19 protein-coding genes are annotated in these 17,966 nt (G+C 66.0%); 5 read left to right on the top strand and 14 right to left on the bottom strand.

The window, feature by feature from the left end:
• Window positions 1–133: 133 nt before the first annotated feature.
• The 6 genes from ABIB14_RS09240 to ABIB14_RS09215 all read right to left on the bottom strand — a co-directional run bounded on the left by ABIB14_RS09240 (window position 134) and on the right by ABIB14_RS09215 (window position 6,131).
• Window positions 134–1,246 carry a BMP family lipoprotein gene (locus ABIB14_RS09240; protein WP_354235580.1) on the bottom strand — a complete coding sequence of 371 codons (1,113 nt, stop codon included), beginning with the start codon at window positions 1,244–1,246 and terminating at the stop codon, window positions 134–136.
• Between the two features lie 317 nt (window positions 1,247–1,563).
• On the bottom strand, window positions 1,564–2,595 hold the full coding sequence (locus ABIB14_RS09235) for an NADP-dependent oxidoreductase (RefSeq protein ID WP_354235579.1): 1,032 nt from the start codon (window positions 2,593–2,595) through the stop codon (window positions 1,564–1,566).
• Window positions 2,592–3,023, bottom strand: coding sequence for an organic hydroperoxide resistance protein (locus tag ABIB14_RS09230; protein WP_354235578.1), 432 nt, complete (start codon window positions 3,021–3,023; stop codon window positions 2,592–2,594). The genes ABIB14_RS09235 and ABIB14_RS09230 overlap by 4 nt, the downstream gene beginning before the upstream one ends.
• A 102-nt stretch (window positions 3,024–3,125) precedes the next feature.
• A complete protein-coding gene (locus ABIB14_RS09225) occupies window positions 3,126–3,518 on the bottom strand; it encodes a MarR family winged helix-turn-helix transcriptional regulator (RefSeq protein WP_354235637.1) in 393 nt (130 codons plus the stop codon).
• A 188-nt stretch (window positions 3,519–3,706) separates the two neighbouring features.
• Entirely contained in the window at window positions 3,707–4,915 is a 1,209-nt protein-coding gene (locus tag ABIB14_RS09220; protein WP_354235577.1) for an amidohydrolase, read from the bottom strand.
• 58 nt (window positions 4,916–4,973) lie between these two features.
• Complete coding sequence (locus ABIB14_RS09215) at window positions 4,974–6,131, bottom strand: mannose-1-phosphate guanylyltransferase (protein ID WP_354235576.1); 1,158 nt, start codon at window positions 6,129–6,131, stop codon at window positions 4,974–4,976.
• A 290-nt stretch (window positions 6,132–6,421) separates the two neighbouring features.
• Here ABIB14_RS09215 and sdhC point away from each other — a divergent pair, with 290 nt between their 5' ends.
• From sdhC to ABIB14_RS09190, 5 genes are all read left to right on the top strand, one after another.
• On the top strand, window positions 6,422–6,802 hold the full coding sequence (gene sdhC, locus ABIB14_RS09210; protein WP_082576094.1) for a succinate dehydrogenase, cytochrome b556 subunit: 381 nt from the start codon (window positions 6,422–6,424) through the stop codon (window positions 6,800–6,802).
• A gap of 2 nt (window positions 6,803–6,804) precedes the next feature.
• Window positions 6,805–7,293: a succinate dehydrogenase hydrophobic membrane anchor subunit gene (locus ABIB14_RS09205; RefSeq protein ID WP_354235575.1), complete on the top strand. Its 489-nt coding sequence runs from the start codon at window positions 6,805–6,807 to the stop codon at window positions 7,291–7,293.
• A gap of 120 nt (window positions 7,294–7,413) precedes the next feature.
• Window positions 7,414–9,222 carry a succinate dehydrogenase flavoprotein subunit gene (gene sdhA / locus ABIB14_RS09200; RefSeq protein WP_354235574.1) on the top strand — a complete coding sequence of 603 codons (1,809 nt, stop codon included), beginning with the start codon at window positions 7,414–7,416 and terminating at the stop codon, window positions 9,220–9,222.
• 1 nt (window position 9,223) lies between these two features.
• Window positions 9,224–10,006: a succinate dehydrogenase iron-sulfur subunit gene (locus tag ABIB14_RS09195; RefSeq protein ID WP_354235573.1), complete on the top strand. Its 783-nt coding sequence runs from the start codon at window positions 9,224–9,226 to the stop codon at window positions 10,004–10,006.
• A 107-nt stretch (window positions 10,007–10,113) separates the two neighbouring features.
• Entirely contained in the window at window positions 10,114–10,878 is a 765-nt protein-coding gene (locus tag ABIB14_RS09190) for an alpha/beta hydrolase family protein (RefSeq protein ID WP_354235572.1), read from the top strand.
• Here the strand turns inward: ABIB14_RS09190 and ABIB14_RS09185 are convergent.
• From ABIB14_RS09185 to ABIB14_RS09150, 8 genes are all read right to left on the bottom strand, one after another.
• Complete coding sequence (locus ABIB14_RS09185) at window positions 10,841–12,001, bottom strand: YihY/virulence factor BrkB family protein (protein WP_502909638.1); 1,161 nt, start codon at window positions 11,999–12,001, stop codon at window positions 10,841–10,843. The genes ABIB14_RS09190 and ABIB14_RS09185 overlap by 38 nt on opposite strands.
• On the bottom strand, window positions 11,946–12,623 hold the full coding sequence (locus ABIB14_RS09180) for a 2'-5' RNA ligase family protein (protein WP_354235571.1): 678 nt from the start codon (window positions 12,621–12,623) through the stop codon (window positions 11,946–11,948). The genes ABIB14_RS09185 and ABIB14_RS09180 overlap by 56 nt, the downstream gene beginning before the upstream one ends.
• Before the next feature lie 4 nt (window positions 12,624–12,627).
• Window positions 12,628–13,671, bottom strand: a complete 1,044-nt coding sequence (gene trpS / locus ABIB14_RS09175) for a tryptophan--tRNA ligase (protein WP_354235570.1) — start codon at window positions 13,669–13,671, stop codon at window positions 12,628–12,630.
• 19 nt (window positions 13,672–13,690) lie between these two features.
• Entirely contained in the window at window positions 13,691–14,524 is an 834-nt protein-coding gene (locus ABIB14_RS09170) for an exodeoxyribonuclease III (protein ID WP_354235569.1), read from the bottom strand.
• Between the two features lie 10 nt (window positions 14,525–14,534).
• Complete coding sequence (locus ABIB14_RS09165) at window positions 14,535–15,107, bottom strand: hypothetical protein (protein WP_354235568.1); 573 nt, start codon at window positions 15,105–15,107, stop codon at window positions 14,535–14,537.
• Window positions 15,108–15,256: 149 nt separating this feature from the next.
• Window positions 15,257–16,105 (bottom strand): ABC transporter permease, encoded by an 849-nt coding sequence (locus ABIB14_RS09160; RefSeq protein WP_354235567.1) that lies wholly within the window; start codon window positions 16,103–16,105, stop codon window positions 15,257–15,259.
• On the bottom strand, window positions 16,102–16,980 hold the full coding sequence (locus ABIB14_RS09155; protein WP_354235566.1) for an ABC transporter permease: 879 nt from the start codon (window positions 16,978–16,980) through the stop codon (window positions 16,102–16,104). Before ABIB14_RS09155 ends, ABIB14_RS09160 begins: the two co-directional genes overlap by 4 nt.
• Complete coding sequence (locus tag ABIB14_RS09150; RefSeq protein WP_354235565.1) at window positions 16,973–17,923, bottom strand: ABC transporter ATP-binding protein; 951 nt, start codon at window positions 17,921–17,923, stop codon at window positions 16,973–16,975. The genes ABIB14_RS09155 and ABIB14_RS09150 overlap by 8 nt, the downstream gene beginning before the upstream one ends.
• Between the last annotated feature and the right edge of the window lie 43 nt (window positions 17,924–17,966).

Genomic DNA, 17,966 nt, shown 5'->3' with positions numbered 1-17,966 from the left:
CCTAGGCAGGGCAGGCTGCAGGCAAAAAAGGTGCCTGCAAGTCACTGCTGGCGGGACGTTGCCAGCAAAACAGAACGCGCTGCCCTTCGGCCGAGGTAACGGCGGAAGGGCAGCGCGCCCCGCGGTTTTGTGTTTACTTGGTCGGGCTGGACTTCGACTCGACCTTGACGTTGCCGGAGATGATGTCCTTCTTGAGCTGGTCCAGTTCGCTCTTCAGGTCTGCCGGCACAGCGGAATCGAGATCGTGGAACGGGGCCAGCGCCACGCCGCCGTTTTCGAGGGTTCCGATGTACGGTGCGGCGTCGAACTTGCCGTCCTTGTCGTCCTTGATGACCGTCTCCACCGCGGTGGACATGGTCTTCTGGACGGAGGAGAGGATCACGGACTTGTATTCCGCGGCGGTCAGGTAGCCATCGGAGTCGACCCAGATGAGCTTGGCGTCCTTGCCCTTGGACTTGGCGTCGAGGATCGCGCTGCCCGCGCCGCTTCCGACGGGCCCGGCCACGGGCAGGACGATGTCGGCGCCCTGGTCCAGGAAGCCCTGGGTCAGGACCTTGCCCTTGTCGACCTGCTTGAAGTCACCGACGAAGGTGCCGTCCTGCTTGTCCTTGTCCCAGCCGATGAGCTGGACGTTCTTGCTCTTCTTCTGGTTGTAGTACTTCACGCCGTCGGCAAAGCCGTCCATGAAGATGGTGACGGTCGGGATGTTGATGCCGCCGAAGGTGGCGACCTTGCCGGTCTTGGAGGTGCCGGCTGCCAGGTAGCCGGCCAGGAAGGCAGCCTGGGCCGTGTCATAGACGATCGGCTTGACGTTCTTGGGGAACGTGGGGTCGTTGTAGTCGATGATGGCGAAGTGGCTGTTCGGGTTGGCCGTCGCGCTGGACTTCGTGGCGTCGCCGAGCAGGAAGCCGACGGTCACGGTGAGCTTGCAGCCCTGCTGGACCATGGAGCGAAGGTTCGGGTCGTAGTCCGTGTCGGCCTTGGACTGGACGTGCTTCTCCTGGATGCCGAGGTCCTTCACGGCGCTCTGCAGGCCCTCGTAGCCGGACTGGTTGAACGACTTGTCGTCGAATCCACCGGAGTCGGACACCATGCATGCGGTGTAGTCCGATGTGGTCGCTGAACCTGAGGCGCCGGACGAGGACGGGGCGGCCCCGCAGCCGGTGAGCAGCAGGGCGGCCGCACCCGCGGTGGCGACGCCAGCCATGGAACCGCGCTTGAAGGTTGCGCGCAGTGAGTTCTTCAAAGTTCCTCCAGGAAGGGTAGGCGCTACGACGGGAGTTCAATGAGTGTCCGCTTACGGTAACTTGTCCCGAAACACTGTTGTCACTGATGCATTCGCAGCACTGCGCCGAAGCGCACTGATGCCAGTTACTTTAGTGTCCTGGAACACGTCGGCTAACACACTTCACAGCAGTTTCCCAGATTGTTGAGAACTTGTTACCAAGCGGAGGCACTACCCTCCCGAAACGCGCGCAGGGCCCCGAACTCGGTGAGTTGGGGGCCCTGCGTCTGCGGAGCGCGCGGCAGTACCGGCCTGAGGACCGTTGCGGCCGGCCGGTACTAGAGGCGGACCAGCATCTTCCCGGTGTTGGCGCCATCGAGGAGGTCCATGAAGGCCTGCGGCGCGTTCTCCAGCCCGTCCACGATTGTCTCGTCGTAGCGGACCGTGCCGTCGGCAAGCCAGGCTGCCATCTGCCCGGCGAACTCGGCAGCGTGCTGCTGCTGACTGAAGACCAGGAAGCCGCGGAGGGTCAGCTGCTTGCCGATGGCGATGGCGAGGTTGCGGGGTGCGGCCGGCGCTTCGGTCGAGTTGTATTGCGCGATGGCGCCGCACAGGGCGACGCGGCCGCCGACGTTGAGCACCGACAGCGCTGCTTCCAGGTGCTCGCCGCCGACGTTGTCGAAGTAGACGTCGATGCCGTGCTCCCCCGCCGCCTGTTGAAGCAGCTCACGGACGGGACCGTCGTGGTAGTTGAAGGCGGCGTCGAAGCCCAGGTCCAGCAGCCGTGCGACCTTTTCCGGCGTGCCGGCGCTGCCGATCACTCGCGAGGCGCCCTTGGCCTTGGCGATCTGTCCCACGAGGGAGCCCACGGCTCCGGCCGCTCCGGAGACGAACACGGCGTCGCCGGGTTTGAACTCGGCGATCTTGAGCAGCCCGGTGTACGCCGTCAGGCCGGTCATCCCGAGCGCGCCGAGGAACGCCGACGCCGGTGCCAGGTCGGTGCGCGCCGGCGTCGTCGCGCCGGCATCCAGCACCGCGTATTCGCGCCAGCCGAGGGCGTGCACGACGGTGTCCCCCACCAGGAGGCCCGCGGAGCGGGAGGCGATCACCTCGCCGACGGCCCCGCCGTCGAGCGCGGCGTCGAGGACGAACGGCGCGGAGTAGGACTTTACATCGTTCATCCGGCCACGCATGTAGGGATCCACGGAGATGAAGAGGTTGCGGACCAGGACCTGGCCGTCCTGCAATTCCGGCAGCGGCGACTCGGCGAGGCGGAAGTTGTCCGGCACCGGCCGGCCGTGCGGCCGGGACGCGAGCTGGATTTCCCGGGTGGTGGCGGGCAGGGCGCTGTTTTCGGTGTGGGTGCTCACGCGGCGACCTCCAGGATCTTGATGTCCACGGTGATGTTGCCCCGGGTGGCGTTGGAATACGGGCAGATCTGGTGCGCCTTGGCGACCAGCGCCTCGGCGGTCTGACGGTCCACGGCCGGCAAGGCGATCTCGAGTTCGGCGCCGAGGCCGTAGCCCGCCCCCTCCTCCAGCGCACCGAAGTGAATCTTGGCGGCAACCGCCGAGTCCGTCAGGTCGGCGCGTTCCTGGCGGCCGACGAGGCGCAGGGCCGAGTGGAAGCAGGCCGCGTAGCCGGCAGCGAAGAGCTGCTCCGGGTTCGTACCTTCGCCGGTGCCGCCAAGTTCCACCGGGCTGGCGAGGCTGACGGCGAGTTTGCCGTCGCTGCTTTGGGCGATGCCGTCACGTCCGTCGCCGGAGGCCAGTGCTTCGGCGGTGTAGAGAGTTTTCAAGGTGTTCCGTTCTAGTGGGCGGTCTTTTAGTGGGAAGTCTTTTGGTGGGGGCCGGGGAGAGCCGGAGCGCAGTGCCGCAAGGGACGGCACACAGTGCAGTGGTCAGCGGGTGGAATGCAGGGCGGCCGTGAGCCGGCCCAGTGTCTCGCGCAGCTGGTCGAGTTCGGCGGCCGACAGGCCGGCGGCGTCGGCGAGTCGCTGCGGGATCGCGGTGGCGCGCGCGCTGAGGGCGGCGCCGGCCGCGGTGAGGAAGACCTCGACGCGCCGTTCATCCGTGGCGGACCGCCGTCGTTCCACGAAACCGAGCGACTCGAGCCGCTTGAGCAGCGGCGAAAGAGTTCCTGAATCCAGGCCGAGTTCCTGGCCCAGATTCCGGACACTGCGGGGCTGGTCCTCCCAAAGCACGATCATCACGAGGTATTGGGGGTAGGTCAGGCCCAGCTCGTCAAGCATGGGCCGATATGCGGCGGTGGCGGCCCGCGACGCCGCATACATGGCAAAGCACACCTGGCGCTTCAGCCGCGGAGCGTCGAGCCGGGAAGCGTCGAGAGGTTCGGTTTCAGTCACCCAAGAAGACTAGCCCACAATTCAATTGTGCACACCCATTTTGCCGAACGTCGCCGCTGGGACGTCCGCGCAGCATGCGGCTACGCGCGGGCCGGACTACGGGTCAGGGGTGCGGCTTACGGGAGGCGGAGGTCCCGGATGGTGCGCAGGGCGGCGGCGGTGAGCACGCGGATACCCAGCCCCAGGGAACGTTCGTCCAGGATGTAGTCGCCGCGGTGCAGGTCATACTCTTCCCCGCCGGGGGTCTTGGTGCCGAGCCGCATCATTGCGCCCGGCAGGTCGGCCAGGAACCAGGCGAAGTCTTCGCCGCCCATGGACTGGGGCGTCAGCACAACGGAACTCTCGCCGAGTTCGGCGCGGGCCGCGGCCTCGATCAGCGCAGTTTCGTGCTCCGAATTCACTACCGGGGGCACTCCGCGGGTGTGTTCGAGGTGAACGTCGACGCCGTAGGGCGCCGCGATCTGCTGCACGACTTCGTCGAGGACCTCCCCCGCGCTGTGCCAGGCGTCCCGGTCCAGGCAGCGCATGGTCCCGGCCATGTAGCCGCTCGCGGGGATGGCGTTCGGTGCCGAGCCTGCCGAAATCTGGCCCCACACCACCGACACTCCGCTGCGCACGTCGACGCGGCGGGACAGCACGGCCGGGACGTTGACGGCGATCTGGGCCAAGGCGAAGACAAGTTCCTCGGTCAGATGGGGGCGTGAGGTGTGCCCGCCGCGGCCGCTCAGTTCAATCTTGATGGTGTCCGACGCCGAGGTGATGGCACCGATCCGGGTGCCGATCTTGCCGACGTCGATCCGGGGATCGCAGTGCAGCGCCAGGATCCTCGGCACCCCCTCCAGCACTCCCTGCTCGATGCAGGCGTGCGCGCCGCCGGGCATGGTCTCCTCGGCCGGCTGGAAGATGATCCGCACCGTACCCCCAAGCGGTGAGGACTCATGCATCCGCTGCAGGACCAGGGCGATGCCCAGCATCGTGGTGGTGTGGACATCGTGGCCGCAGGCGTGGGTTACGCCGTGGTTCCGGGACGCGAACTCCAGCCCGGTTTCTTCGATGATGGGCAGGGCGTCGATGTCGCCGCGGAGGGCGGTGGCGATGGGCCCCTCGCCCACATCCACGGTCAGCCCGGTGCCCTCGAGCCGGCGCGGCTTGAGCCCGGCGGCCTCGAGCCGTTGGGCCAGCTTGTCCGTGGTGCGGAATTCCTTGAAGGACAGTTCGGGGTGCGCATGGAGGTCGCGGCGGAAGCCGATCAGCTCCGGCAGGAGTGGTTCCAGCCACGGCCCCACCAACGTCGTCGGTTCAGCTTCAGTAGTGTAATTGCGCACACAATCACTGTAGCGAGAGTCCATAAAATAGCGGCATCGCGGACGTCGGGTTACGGCCTTAAAGAACGTCCGTGTCGCCGCTGGCCTTGAGCGCGTCGACCGCTGCCTTGACCCGCTGCGAATGCGCCTTGGTGGTCACCAGCAGCGCGTCCGGGGTATCCACGATCACCACGTCCTTGATGCCGATCAGGGCAATCACGCGTTTGGTGTCGGTGACCACCACGCCGCTGGCGTCTTCGGTGAACACCCGGGCACCCTCGCCGATCACGGTGACGTCGTCAACTTCCTTAGCGCTGTTGAGCCGGCCCACCGAAGCAAAGTCACCGACGTCGTCCCAACGGAAAGCGCCGGGGACGACGGCGACGTCCCCGGCGGCCGCGGCCGGCTCGGCGACCGCGTAGTCAATGGCGATCTTGGGCAAGGTGGGCCAGACGCGGGCCGACACCTCGTCGCGCAGCGGGGTGTCCCAGGCTTTGGCGATTTCCTGCAGGCCCGCGAAGAGCTCCGGCTGGTTGGCTTCCAGGTGCTTGAGCATGAGCGAGACCGGTGCGACGAACATGCCGGCGTTCCAGACATACTCGCCGCTGTCCAGATACTGCTGGGCGACTTCCTCGCTGGGCTTTTCGACGAACTCGACCACCGTGTGGGCGCTCGGGGCGCCGGCCACGGTGAGCTTGTCGCCGGCGCGGATGTAGCCGAAGCCGGTGGAGGGGTGGGTTGGCTTGATGCCGATGGTGACGATCTTGCCGGTGGCCGCGGTGTGGATGGCCTCTCGGACGGCATCCTGGAACAGCCTGTCCGGGCTGATGACCTGGTCCGCCGCGAACGACCCCATGATGGTGTCCGGATCGCGCTCGTAGAGTATGGCGGCCGCGAGCCCGATGGCCGCCCCGGAATCCTTGGGCTCGCTCTCCAGCACCAGATCAGACTCCTGAACTTCCGGCAGCTGGCTGCACACCGCGGCACGGTGCGCCGTTCCGGTCACCACCAGTACGCGGCTGCCGGCGAGCGGTTCCAGCCGGTCGTAGGTGGCGCGCAGCAAAGTACTGCCGGACCCCGTGAGGTCGTGCAGGAACTTGGGGGCGGCGGCCCGGGACAGCGGCCAGAGCCGGGTCCCCACACCGCCTGCCGGAATCACCGCAACGAAACGGTCGAGCGGGGACTCCGCCGCAGCGCCCTGGGGTGAGTTATGGCTGGGTACTTTGTCAATAGTCATCACGGTTACTTTAGCCGACCACCTCCCGTACCCACTTTTTGTGCACGGAGGGCACTGACGGGCACACGCGGGGCACTGACGCAGTATCGGCTGCGGGGGCCGCCGGGTGTGGCGTTCGTCTCAAAAACGTCCAAAATCGGCGCGGGGGGGCGTCACCAACCACCCGCTGAATTGGATAAGCTGAGAGCGAAGCCTAGATTTAGGCTTGAGCTTACGAGTGCTCTCGCAGCAGGCGTTCCCCCCGCGTGGATCCCATGCCAGCGCCGCTGTGTTGCAGGGAGGTTTATTCAGTGCCGACAAAACCAGCTGGCACCTTGTACCGCGGCCGTGAAGGCATGTGGTCCTGGGTTGGACACCGCATTACCGGTGTAGTGATCTTTTTCTTCTTGTTGGTCCACGTGCTGGACACCTCATTGGTGCGTGTCTCCCCCGAGGCCTACACCGCTGTGATTGGCGCCTACAAGAACCCCCTTATGGCCCTGGGTGAAACGGGCCTTGTCGCAGCGATTGTGTTCCACGCCTTTAACGGCCTGCGGATCATCGCCGTCGACTTCTGGAAGAAGGGCGCCAAGTACCAGCGCCAGATGCTGTGGACGGTCCTGGCGCTCTGGGTCGTCGTCATGGTCGGCTTCTCCATCCGCCACCTGTCCCTCGCCCTCGGAGGTCACTAGCCATGAGTGCAACGCAGATTCAGAGCCCGCGGAGCAGCAGCGGAAAGGCCACCGGCGGCAAGATCGCGCCGCAGTACCGCCGCAGCGGCGGCTCCAAGGGCAACTTCGAAATGCTGGCATGGCTGTTCATGCGGCTTTCCGGCGTAGTCCTCGTGGTCCTTATTTTTGGCCACCTGACCGTCAACCTGCTGGTTGGTGAAGGCATCCACGCAATCGACTTCGGCTTCGTCGCCGGCAAGTGGGCCGACCCGTTCTGGCAGGTCTGGGACCTCGCCATGCTGTGGCTCGCCATGCTGCACGGCACCAACGGCGTGCGCACCATCATCAATGACTACGCCGAAAAGGACGCGACGCGTCTCTGGCTGAAGATCGTGCTCTACGCGGCCGCCGCAGCGATCGTCATCCTGGGCACCATGGTGATTTTCACCTTCAATCCGTGCCCCGTGGTCGACGGTGTACAGCTGCCCGGCGGGTTCTGCCCCGCCCCGTAGCGGTCCGGCTCCCCGGGCGTTGATCCTTGCCAGCCCGCGCGGGACAGGATCACGAGATCTCACTGCGCAGGCTATGCCGGCGGTGTTTTACAGCGAATTTTGAGAGAAAGAGCATCTGGTATGCAGGTCCATAAGTACGACGTCGTCATTGTCGGCGCCGGTGGCGCTGGCATGCGCGCCGCGATTGAATCCGGTCAGCGCGCACGAACAGCAGTACTGACCAAGCTTTACCCCACGCGCTCCCACACCGGCGCGGCCCAGGGCGGCATGTGTGCGGCCCTGGCCAACGTCGAGGAAGACAACTGGGAGTGGCACACCTTCGACACCGTCAAGGGCGGCGACTACCTGGTGGACCAGGACGCCGCCGAGGTCATGGCGAAGGAAGCGATCGACGCCGTCCTGGACCTGGAAAAGATGGGCCTGCCGTTCAACCGCACGCCCGAGGGCAGGATCGACCAGCGCCGCTTCGGCGGCCACACCCGGGACCACGGCAAGGCGCCCGTCCGCCGTGCCTGCTACGCCGCGGACCGCACCGGCCACATGATCCTGCAGACCCTGTACCAGAACTGCGTCAAGCACAACGTGGAGTTCTACAACGAGTACTACGTGCTGGACCTCCTCACCGTCGAGGAAGACGCGGTCCGCGAGGACGGCACGCCGTACAAGCAGAAGCGCGTTGCCGGCGTCGTGTCCTATGACCTCGCCTCCGGTGAATTGCACGTCTTCCAGGCCAAGTCCGTGATCTTCGCCTCCGGCGGTGCCGGCAAGGTCTTCAAGACCACTTCCAACGCCCACACCCTCACCGGTGACGGCATGGGCATTGCGTTCCGCCGCGGCATTCCGCTGGAGGACATGGAGTTCTTCCAGTTCCACCCGACCGGTCTGGCCGGCCTGGGCATCCTGCTGTCCGAGGCCGCCCGCGGCGAGGGTGCCATCCTGCGCAACTCCGAGGGTGAGCGCTTCATGGAGCGCTACGCCCCCACCATTAAGGACCTCGCCCCGCGCGACATCGTGGCCCGGTCCATGGCCAATGAGGTCCGGGAAGGCCGCGGCTGCGGCCCGAACAAGGACTACGTCCTCCTTGACCTGACCCACCTCGAGCCGGCGCACATCGACGCCAAGCTGCCGGACATCACCGAGTTCGCCCGCACCTACCTCGGTGTGGAGCCGTATACGGAGCCGGTTCCGGTGTTCCCGACGGCGCACTACGCCATGGGCGGCATCCCCACCAACATCAGCGCCGAGGTCCTGCAGGACAATGACACCGTCATCCCGGGCCTGTACGCCGCCGGCGAGGTCGCCTGCGTCTCGGTGCACGGTTCCAACCGCCTTGGCACTAACTCGCTGCTGGACATCAATGTCTTCGGCAAGCGCGCCGGCATTGCCGCCGCGGAGTACGCCAAGACCGCCGACTACGTCGAACTCCCCGCCGATCCCGAGGCGTACACGCTGAACCTGCTGGACCACGTCCGCACCTCGGACGGCACCGAAAAGGTGGCCCTGATCCGCAAGGAACTGCAGGACACCATGGACGCCAACATGCAGGTGTTCCGGACCGCCGACACGCTGAACCAGGTCCTGACGGACATCGCCTCCTTCGAGGAGCGCTACCAGCGCATCAGCGTCCAGGACAAGGGCAAGCGCTTCAACCTGGACCTGCTCGAGGCCGTGGAGCTGGGCTTCCTGCTGGAGCTCGCCAAGGTCATGACCGTGGCTGCCCTGCACCGCGAGGAATCCCGCGGCGGACACTTCCGCGAGGACTTCCCCGAGCGTGATGACGAAAATTTCATGAAGCACTCCATGGCGTACAAGGATGAGCATGCTCCGGCGGATGGGACTGCGGGAACCGCAAAAACAACAGCGGGCATCCGACTTGCCACCAAACCGGTGGTCTTTACGCGTTACGAGCCGATGGTGAGGAAGTACTAAGATGACCGCTGAACTTGCTGAGCCAGCCTCCAAGATCGAACTGCCCGCCGGCGTCGGCGGCGGCGGGGAGATCCCGTCCTTCGACGTCCACCTGCGGGTGCGCCGCTACAACCCCGAGGTCTCGGACGAATCCACCTGGGACGATTTCCACGTCACCATGTTCGGCACCGACCGCATCCTGGACGCCTTGCACAAGATCAAGTGGGAAATCGACGGCAGCGTTTCCTTCCGCCGTTCCTGCGCCCACGGCGTCTGCGGCTCCGATGCCATGCGCATCAACGGCCGCAACCGCCTGGCCTGCAAGACTCTGCTCAAGGACCTGGACACCACCAAGCCCATCACGGTGGAACCGATCAAGGGCCTCCCGGTGGAGAAGGACCTGATCGTGGACATGGAGCCGTTCTTCCAGTCCTTCCGCGAAGTTATGCCGTTCCTGATCAACAAGGGCCACGAGCCCACCAAGGAGCGCCTGCAGTCCGCCGAGGACCGCGAGCGGTTCGACGACACCACCAAGTGCATCCTGTGCGCCGCGTGCACCTCGTCCTGCCCGGTGTTCTGGACCGACGGCCAGTACTTCGGCCCGGCGGCGATCGTCAACGCGCACCGCTTCATCTTCGATTCCCGTGATGACGCCGGTGACATGCGCCTGGAGATCCTCAACGACAAGGAAGGCGTGTGGCGCTGCCGCACCACCTTCAACTGCACCGAGGCGTGCCCCCGCGGCATCCAGGTCACGCAGGCCATCGCCGAGGTCAAGCAGGCAATCCTGTCCCGCAAGATCTAGCGAACGCTCCAGACCAGCTCCGACGACGGCGGCGCCTCCCACCTTCCCGGTGGGGGCGCCGCCGTCGTCTTCCCGCCCATCAGACGCCGCTCCGAAAGTAAATGCAAATGTCCCGCGCCGAAAAAGTCAGCTTCGAAGGGTCCACCGGCGAGCTTCTCTCCGGGGTCCTGGACCTACCCGAGGGGAAGGTGAAGGGCTGGGGCGTGTTCTCGCACGGCTTCACCCTGGGCAAGGACAGCCCCTCGGCGTCCCGGATGTGCAAGGCGTTGGCGGACAACGGGGTGGGCATGCTCCGCTTCGACAACCTCGGCCTTGGCGAGTCCGCCGGGCTGTGGTCAGAGGGCTCCTTCAGCCACAAGGTCGCGGACACCGTCAGGGCGGCCGGGTTCATGCGCGACGCAGGAAGGCCCGTATCGCTGCTGGTGGGGCATTCTTTCGGCGGTGCCGCGGTGCTGGCAGCTGCCCGCAGCATCCCGGAGCTTGACGCCGTGGCGACGGTGGGTGCCCCATTCTCGCCCAAGCACGTGGCTCACGTCTTCGACGCCGCGCTGGACCGCATCCTGAGCGAGGGCAGCGCCGAGGTGGATCTAGGTGGCAAGCGGGTGGAGATCCGCCGGCACTTTGTCGAAGACCTCGAAATTGCGGACCTGACCGACTGCATCCGGCAGCTGCACAAGCCCCTGATGGTGCTGCACTCCCCCACTGACAACACAGTGGGCATCGATAACGCCAGCAGCATCTTCCAGACGGCGCGGCACCCGCGCAGCTTTGTCTCGCTCGAGGGCTCCGACCATCTGCTCACGGGCAAAGGCCAGGCCGCCCGGGCGGCGAAGATTATTTCGGCGTGGGCCGACCAGTACCTCGACGCCTGAACATACCAGCAGCCGCGCGGCGCTCCCGCGGTCCGGCGGGTGTCTTGCCCGGCTGCACCTGCCGGGCTCCCCAGCCGGCAGTCGTATCGGACCGCACGGTCTTGAGGTCCTTTTCGCGGATCGCTGACCACGCGGCGGAGACGAGGTAGACCTGGCTGACCAGGTTGAACCAGATCAGCAGGCCAATGATGATGGCGAACGGAGCCAGGAGCGGATTTCGGCCGGCGCTGGCGAGCAGCTGGGTGCTGAAAATCTGGAGCACCGTGGTGCCGACCGCGGCGAGGATGGTCCCTTCCAGGAGTGCGCGCCGGGTCAGCTTCAGCCCAGCAGCCACCCGGAACATGATCAGCGTTGTACCCCAGCCGAGCAGCAACGGCACCAGGATCGTGACCGACGTCGTCAGCGGGCGTGCCAGCAGCGGATCAAGATGAAGCAGCCCGGCCACCCAATCTGCCGCGGTGCCGAACACCAGGGAGGCCGCGGCGCTGACCACCAAGGCCGCTCCAAGCAGCAGCAGGGTAGCGGCGTCGCGCAGTATCTGCAGGACCGGGTTCATCCCCCGCGGGCCGAGCTGCATCATGGCCCGAACGCCGTCGCGGACACCGCTGATCCAGCCCAGGGCGGTGAAAACGGTCACCGCCGCGGCGATCACGGCGGCCCAGCCCAGGTTGGAAGGGTTCAACAGCTGTTGGGGATCAACCAGCCCCTGGCCGCCGTCGACCTTCAAAAGGCCTGGCGCTGCCTTGGCGACGCTCTTGATTATTTGATCCAGGAGCGCAGGCTGTCCGCTCAGGAACAGCCCCGCCAGGGAGAAGCCGGTGGCCAGCAGGCCCGTAATGGCGAAGAACATCCTGAAACCGATGCCTGCGCTCATGAGCGGGCCGCGCTGCAGGTTGTAGTGCTGGAAGGCGCGCTGCGGACGGAAGGTATTGAGACGGGCCAGCAACCACGGAACCATAGCCATCACGGGCGCCCGGCTGCCGCCGGAGCGGCGCGCCTTGCCCCACTCGAGCCGTTTCCGGATGACTTCCAGTTTCAACCCGGCCTGGTCGGTGGGAAGCGGGGGTTCAGCGGGCGTCTGGTGCGCCGGCCGTGCCTCGGTGTTCGTCGGGTTCGGTACCAAAGTCAAGCTCTTCCCGTAGCTGCCAAATGCCGTTGTCGTCGTGCTCGTAGAGTCCCATGCTAGCCACCGGGAAGCTGGCCTTATAGTCTTTCAGGGCCGTTTCGGCCTCGTCCAGGCTATCCGGGGCCACGTCGTGTGCCACGGTGACGTGCGGATGGTAGTCGAAGGGCAGTTCGCGTTCCAGCGGGCCGGACTGCAGCCGGCGGTGCAGGCTGACGCACTCGCCGAAGCCCGCCTCGACGTTCAGGAAGACCACCGGCGACACCGGGCGGAAGGATCCGGTACCCGCAATCGTCACGGTGAACGGCTGCTGCTGGCTCGCCACCTCCCGGACATGCCTGCGGGTGGCCTCCCAGTCCTGCGTCATGGTGGTGGTGACGAGCGTGATGTGCGCCGGCACCGTCGTGGCCATCGGATCCCCGAAGGAGGCCCGCCAGCGCTTCAGCTCCTCGGCGAGTTCGGCCGGGAAACCCAGGATGACGCCGATGCTGATGCCTTCGTCCGGCGTCCGCCCGTTATCGGCCGCCGCACTCCGGTGCGGTGCTGCGCCCAAACCCTTGCGCGCGCCGTGGTGGGCTGCGCGGCCGGTGTCGCTGGCGGTGGCTTTGCTGACGGAGGACATTGCGCTAGCGGACTCCCGCCAAGCTGAGGGAGGGCAGGAAGCCCATGCGCTCGTAGACCCGGGCCAACGTCACCGAGGCGATCTCCCGGGCCCGCTCCGCGCCCTGCGCCAGGAGCCTGTCCAGCTCGGCCGGATCGGCCATCAGCTCGTTGGTGCGGTCCCGCAGCGGCGTGATGAAGTCGACCATCACCTCGGCCAGATCCGTTTTCAGGTGGCCGTACATTTTGCCCTCATACTCGGTTTCCAGCTCCGCCATCGGCTTGCCGGTAAGCGTCGAATAGATGGTCAGCAGGTTGGAGATCCCCGGCTTCCCTTCCCGGTCGAAGCGGATGCTCGTCCCGGCGTCAGTCACGGCGGACTTGATGCGTTTGGCGGCGATCCTGGGTTCTTCGAGCAGTTGGATCGATCCGTTGGACGACTCGCCCGTTTTCGACATCTTGGCCGCCGGGTTCTGCAGGTCGTAAATTTTGGCGCTGGCCTTGAGGATGGTGGCCTCCGGAACTGTGAAGGTTTCGCCGAAGCGGGTGTTGAAGCGCTGGGCCAGGTTGCGAGTTAGTTCAAGGTGCTGGCGCTGGTCCTCCCCCACTGGGACCAGGTCCGTCTGGTACAGCAGGATGTCGGCGGCCATCAGGGTCGGGTAGGCGAAGAGGCCCAGGGTCGCGGCTTCCGCGCCCGATTTCTGCGTCTTGTCCTTGAACTGGGTCATGCGGGACGCTTCGCCGAAACCCGTGATGCAGTTGAGGGCCCAGGCCAGCTGGGCATGTTCGGGAACGTGCGACTGCACAAAGAAAATGCACTTGTCCGGATCGATCCCTGCCGCGATGTACTGGGCCGCCACCACCCGGGTCCGCTGGGCCAACTCGGAGGGCTCGAAGTCGACGGTTATGGCGTGGAGGTCCGGGATGAAGAAGACGGCGTCGTATTCGGCCTGCATGTCCACCCAGTTGCGCACGGCGCCGATGTAGTTGCCCAGATGCAGGGAGTCCGCCGTGGGCTTGGCGCCGGAGAGGATGCGCTTTTTGCCGGTGGCAACGGGAGAGCTAGTCATGTTGATGAAACCTTCAGACTTAGAGCCGGTAATCCACTACCAGCGGAGCATGGTCGGAGAAACGTGTGTCCCAGGACGGCGCCCGGTCAACAACGGCTGACACGGCGGCGGCCGCTAGACCGGGCGTAGCCAGGTGGTAGTCGATGCGCCAGCCGGTGTCGTTGTCGAAGGCCTGTCCTCGCTGCGACCACCAAGTGTAGGGGCCGTCGACGTTCCCCGCCAGGCCCCTGTGAACATCCTTCCAGCCGATGTCCTCGCCGAAGAAACGGTCAAAATAGGCGCGCTCCTCGGGCAGGAAGCCGGCCCGTTTGACGTTGCCCTTCCAGTTCCGTATGTCCAGTTCCGTGTGGCCGACGTTGAGGTCCCCCACCACCAACGCATGGTCGCTGTGCTTCGTTAGTTCCGGCAGGCGGTTGACCATCACGTCCAGGAACCGGAACTTGTCATCCTGCTTCGGTGTGCCGGCTTCGCCGGAATGCACATAGGCGCTGGCCACGGTCAGTTGCGAGGCCTGTCCCGCGGCGTTGCGGACAATGTAGTCGGCCTCGACCCAGCGGCCGGCGGTGGCGAAATAGTCGTCCCCGATGCCGGTCCGGGTGGTCTGGGGCTCGGCGCGGGAGGCGATGGCGACACCGGCACGGCCCTTGGCCTCGGCTTCGGCGTGCAGGATGTGCCAGCCTTCGCCGAGCAGTTCACGGACGATCGCGTCCGGTGCACGCACCTCCTGGAGGCAGAGAATATCCACGTCCCGCGGCGCCAGCCACTCCGCCATGCCCTTCTTGTAGGCAGCGCGGAGGCCGTTGACGTTTACCGATGCGATCCGAAGGTGGTCCTTCTCCAATGCCGAGCTCACCCGTTCCACTCTAGTCGATGATGGTTCCGCTGACGGGTTCGTCTGAGCCGCCCGGCGCCTTGAGCATGTCCCGCGCGTTGGTGGCCGTGATCTCGATGGTCTCCAGCGCACGGCGGATGGTGTCCTGGTCCGACGCCGCCCCCTTGGCCCGTTCCTGCTCCACCACGCGGACCTGCACCTGGACGATTTTGAAGGAATGGTCCAGCTTCATGTCGCGGAGGTCGTCGGCTTCCCGGCGTTCGCCGACCAGGCGCGTTCCGCCGGGGCCGGCACTGCCGGACGACGGCGCCCGGCCCACCGCGGAGTTGAACGCGTTCTGCGCCTCGTTCAGCTTGGCGCCGGCCTTCTTGGCGGCCCGCTGGATGCTGAACACCACAAACGCGGCCAGCGCGAGCCAGAAGGCGGCAATCACGGCGACAACCCAGCCCACGACGTCGTTCTGGTTCGCCGCGAAGATGACGGCTACCAGGAAGGCGATGATGAAGACCGTCATCCCGAGTCCGCCGATGCGGAACATCGAGAACTTTCCGGTGGCGGCGTTGAACGCGGACGGCTTAGAGGAAGGGGTGCCCAGAGATTGCATGAGCCTATTATCGCAAACCGGCCCGGCCCTGATTGGCGCTTCCACCGCGGGCGAACGACGAGACCGGCGCAGCCCCAACTAGCTCGCAGCAGGGGCCGTTTTGAGGGCTCAAAACGGCCCCTGCTGCGAGTCACTTGGGTGCGGGAACCCTACTTGAGGAAGAGCCGTCGGAGCCGGCCGGTGGTCAGTGCCACGCCGAGGACGATCATGACAACGTAGTAGCCGACGTGGACCAGGGTGGCGGGGGTGAACACGCCCACGCTGATCTGGCGGAGCAGCTCCACTCCGTGCCAGAGCGGCATCGCCTGGATGAGCCACTGAATCCATTGCGGATACACGCTCAACGGGTAGAAGGTGGCGCTGAAGAGGAACATCGGCAGCATCACGAAGTTGATCCAGTCCATCTGCTGGAAGGTCTTCATGAAGCTCGTGATACCCATCCCGAAGCTCGCGAACCCGAAGGCGATCAGCACTGCGGCGGGGACCATCAGGGCGGCCCACGCGGTGGTAATCAGACCCATCACGCCCATGACCGCGGTGAAGCCGGTGGCATACATAGCCCCGCGCAGCAGGGCCAGGAAGATTTCGCCCATCGCGACGTCGATCGGCCCCAGCGAGGTGTACAACATGCCCTGGTAGAGCTTGGCGAAGTTCATCTTGAAGAAGACATTCCAGGTGGAGTCATAGACGGCGCCGTTCATCGCCGACACCGCCAGCAGCGCCGGGGCGATGTACGCGGCGTAGGAGATCTGCTGCCCGCCGGGGCCCTGCACGGCGCCGACAATCGCGCCCAAGCCCACACCCATCGAGATCAGGTAAAGCACGGGTTCGAAGAAGCCGGAGAGCATGACCAGCCAGTTGCTGCTCTTGGTGGCCATCAGCCCGCGCGCGACGACGGCGCGCACGTTGCGGGAGTAGAGCGGTCCGAACCGGCGGTTGCGGGCGGCTTCGGTTGCGGCGTGGGCGGCCGCATCGTAGTGTCCGGCGAGGCCACTCATGATGCCATCCTTTTGGCGAACTGCCGCCGGGTCAGCACCCAGCCGAGCACGGCGAGGCCGAGCAGGAAGAGGAAGTGGACCACGGTCAGCAGCGGTGATTCCCCATAGCCGTAGCTGAACACGCGGCCCAGCTCGGTGCCATGCCAGATCGGTGAGATCCAGCCGATCCAGCGGACTCCCAGGGGCAGCGTGTCCAGCGGGAAGAACGTTCCGGAGAACAGGAACAACGGCATCACGATGAAGCGCATCACCATGGCGAACTGGCCCTTGTCGTCCTTGATGGTGGCCGCGTAAGCCATCAATGGCAGCCCGAAGGACAGCCCGGCGAGGGTGGCCACCAGGATCGAAACCCAGCCCCAGCCTCCCGGGGAGGCGCCGAACAGGGCCACGACGCCGAAGTAGATCGCCGACTGCAGCACGAAACGCGCCGTCACGGCGATAATCTGCCCGGCCGCGATCTGCGCCGGGGTCAGCGGCGAGGCGTGCGGGCCGTAGTAAACCCGGCGCCATTTGAAGCCGTCCATCACCGGGAAGGTGAACTCGTTGGCGGCCGTCATCACCGCGGCGGAGATCAGCAGCGCGGGCGCGATGAACACCAGGTAGCTGACACCGCCGAAAGCCGCGGCGGAGTTGGTGCCCACGAGGGTGGCCAGGCCCACCCCCATGGCGAAGAGGTAGGCGACCGGCTGGCCGACACCGTACATGACGATGGTCCAGCCGTAGCCTTTCATCACCCGCAGGACCTGCTCGGCGTAGTAGAAGGCACCCCAGCGGCGGGCGCGGGCCGCGGATACTGCCGGCGGGTGCGCGCGCAGGGCGGGCGCCGTCGTCGTCGACGCCGCTTTGATTGATTTGGCCGGCTCTGCCTTAGTCAACGAGGCTCCGTCCGGTCAGGCGCAGGAAGACGTCCTCGAGCGAGGAGCGGCGGACCAGCGAGGTGACCGGGCGCAGGCCCCGGACGGAGACCTGCTCCAGGGCGGCTTCGCCGTCGTGCGCGTAGATGAGGACACGGTCCGGGAGGGTCTCGACGCGTTCGCCGATGCCTTCGAGCTCCGCTCCGATCGTGGCGTTGCGCTCCGAACCGAAGCGCAGCTCGAGGACCTCGCGGGTGGAGTATTCGCGGATCAGGCCAGCGGGGGAACCCTCCGCCATGATCCGGCCCTTGTCCACCACGATCAGGCGGTCGCAGAGCTGCTCGGCCTCATCCATGTAGTGGGTCGTGAGGATCAGGGTGACGCCTTGTTCCTTGAGCCGGAACAGCCGGTCCCAGAGGATGTGCCGGGCCTGCGGGTCCAGGCCGGTGGTGGGTTCGTCCAGGAGCAGGATCCGGGGTTCGTTGATCAGCGACCGCGCGATCGTGAGCCGGCGCTTCATGCCGCCGGAAAGTGCGTCCACCTTGGACTTGGCCTTGTCCGTCAGCTGCGCGAACTCGAGCAGTTCGTCCGCCTTGGGCCTGAGGTAGCTCATCGGCAGGCCGAAATAGCGTCCGTAGACCAGCAGGTTGTCGCGGACCCGCAGTTCCTCGTCCAGGTTGTCCTGCTGCGGCACCACACCCAGGTGGGCACGGACTTCGGGCCCGTGCTGTTCCGGGTCCAGCCCCATAATGCTGAGGCTCCCGGAGGTCCGCTGCGAGACCCCGCCGATCATCTTCATGGTGGTCGACTTCCCGGCCCCGTTCGGGCCCAGCAGTCCGAAGGCTTCGCCGGCGGGCACGCGGAACGAGATGCCGTCGACGGCGGTGACGTCGCCGTAGCTTTTGGTGAGGTTCTCGGCGGTGATGACGTACTGCACTTCGCCGGTATCGTCGGGACTGCTCACGGGGAATTCTTTCGAGACAAGTTCAGGCACCCGAACACGCTAG

This window comes from Arthrobacter sp. UYEF3 (assembly GCF_040546245.1).
Classification (GTDB): Bacteria; Actinomycetota; Actinomycetes; order Actinomycetales; family Micrococcaceae; genus Arthrobacter.
The sequence above is the reverse complement of the archived record's forward strand: the minus strand, read 5'-3'. Positions and strand labels throughout refer to the sequence as shown.

Coding starts and splice junctions, on each gene's coding strand:
- ABIB14_RS09215 (WP_354235576.1), bottom strand. CDS start 6,131: ATGACTATTGACAAAGTACCCAGCCATAACTCACCCCAGGGCGCTGCG.
- ABIB14_RS09165 (WP_354235568.1), bottom strand. CDS start 15,107: ATGCAATCTCTGGGCACCCCTTCCTCTAAGCCGTCCGCGTTCAACGCC.
- trpS (WP_354235570.1), bottom strand. CDS start 13,671: ATGACTAGCTCTCCCGTTGCCACCGGCAAAAAGCGCATCCTCTCCGGC.
- ABIB14_RS09180 (WP_354235571.1), bottom strand. CDS start 12,623: ATGTCCTCCGTCAGCAAAGCCACCGCCAGCGACACCGGCCGCGCAGCC.
- ABIB14_RS09205 (WP_354235575.1), top strand. CDS start 6,805: ATGAGTGCAACGCAGATTCAGAGCCCGCGGAGCAGCAGCGGAAAGGCC.
- ABIB14_RS09160 (WP_354235567.1), bottom strand. CDS start 16,105: ATGAGTGGCCTCGCCGGACACTACGATGCGGCCGCCCACGCCGCAACC.
- sdhA (WP_354235574.1), top strand. CDS start 7,414: ATGCAGGTCCATAAGTACGACGTCGTCATTGTCGGCGCCGGTGGCGCT.
- ABIB14_RS09195 (WP_354235573.1), top strand. CDS start 9,224: ATGACCGCTGAACTTGCTGAGCCAGCCTCCAAGATCGAACTGCCCGCC.
- ABIB14_RS09225 (WP_354235637.1), bottom strand. CDS start 3,518: ATGTATGCGGCGTCGCGGGCCGCCACCGCCGCATATCGGCCCATGCTT.
- ABIB14_RS09190 (WP_354235572.1), top strand. CDS start 10,114: ATGTCCCGCGCCGAAAAAGTCAGCTTCGAAGGGTCCACCGGCGAGCTT.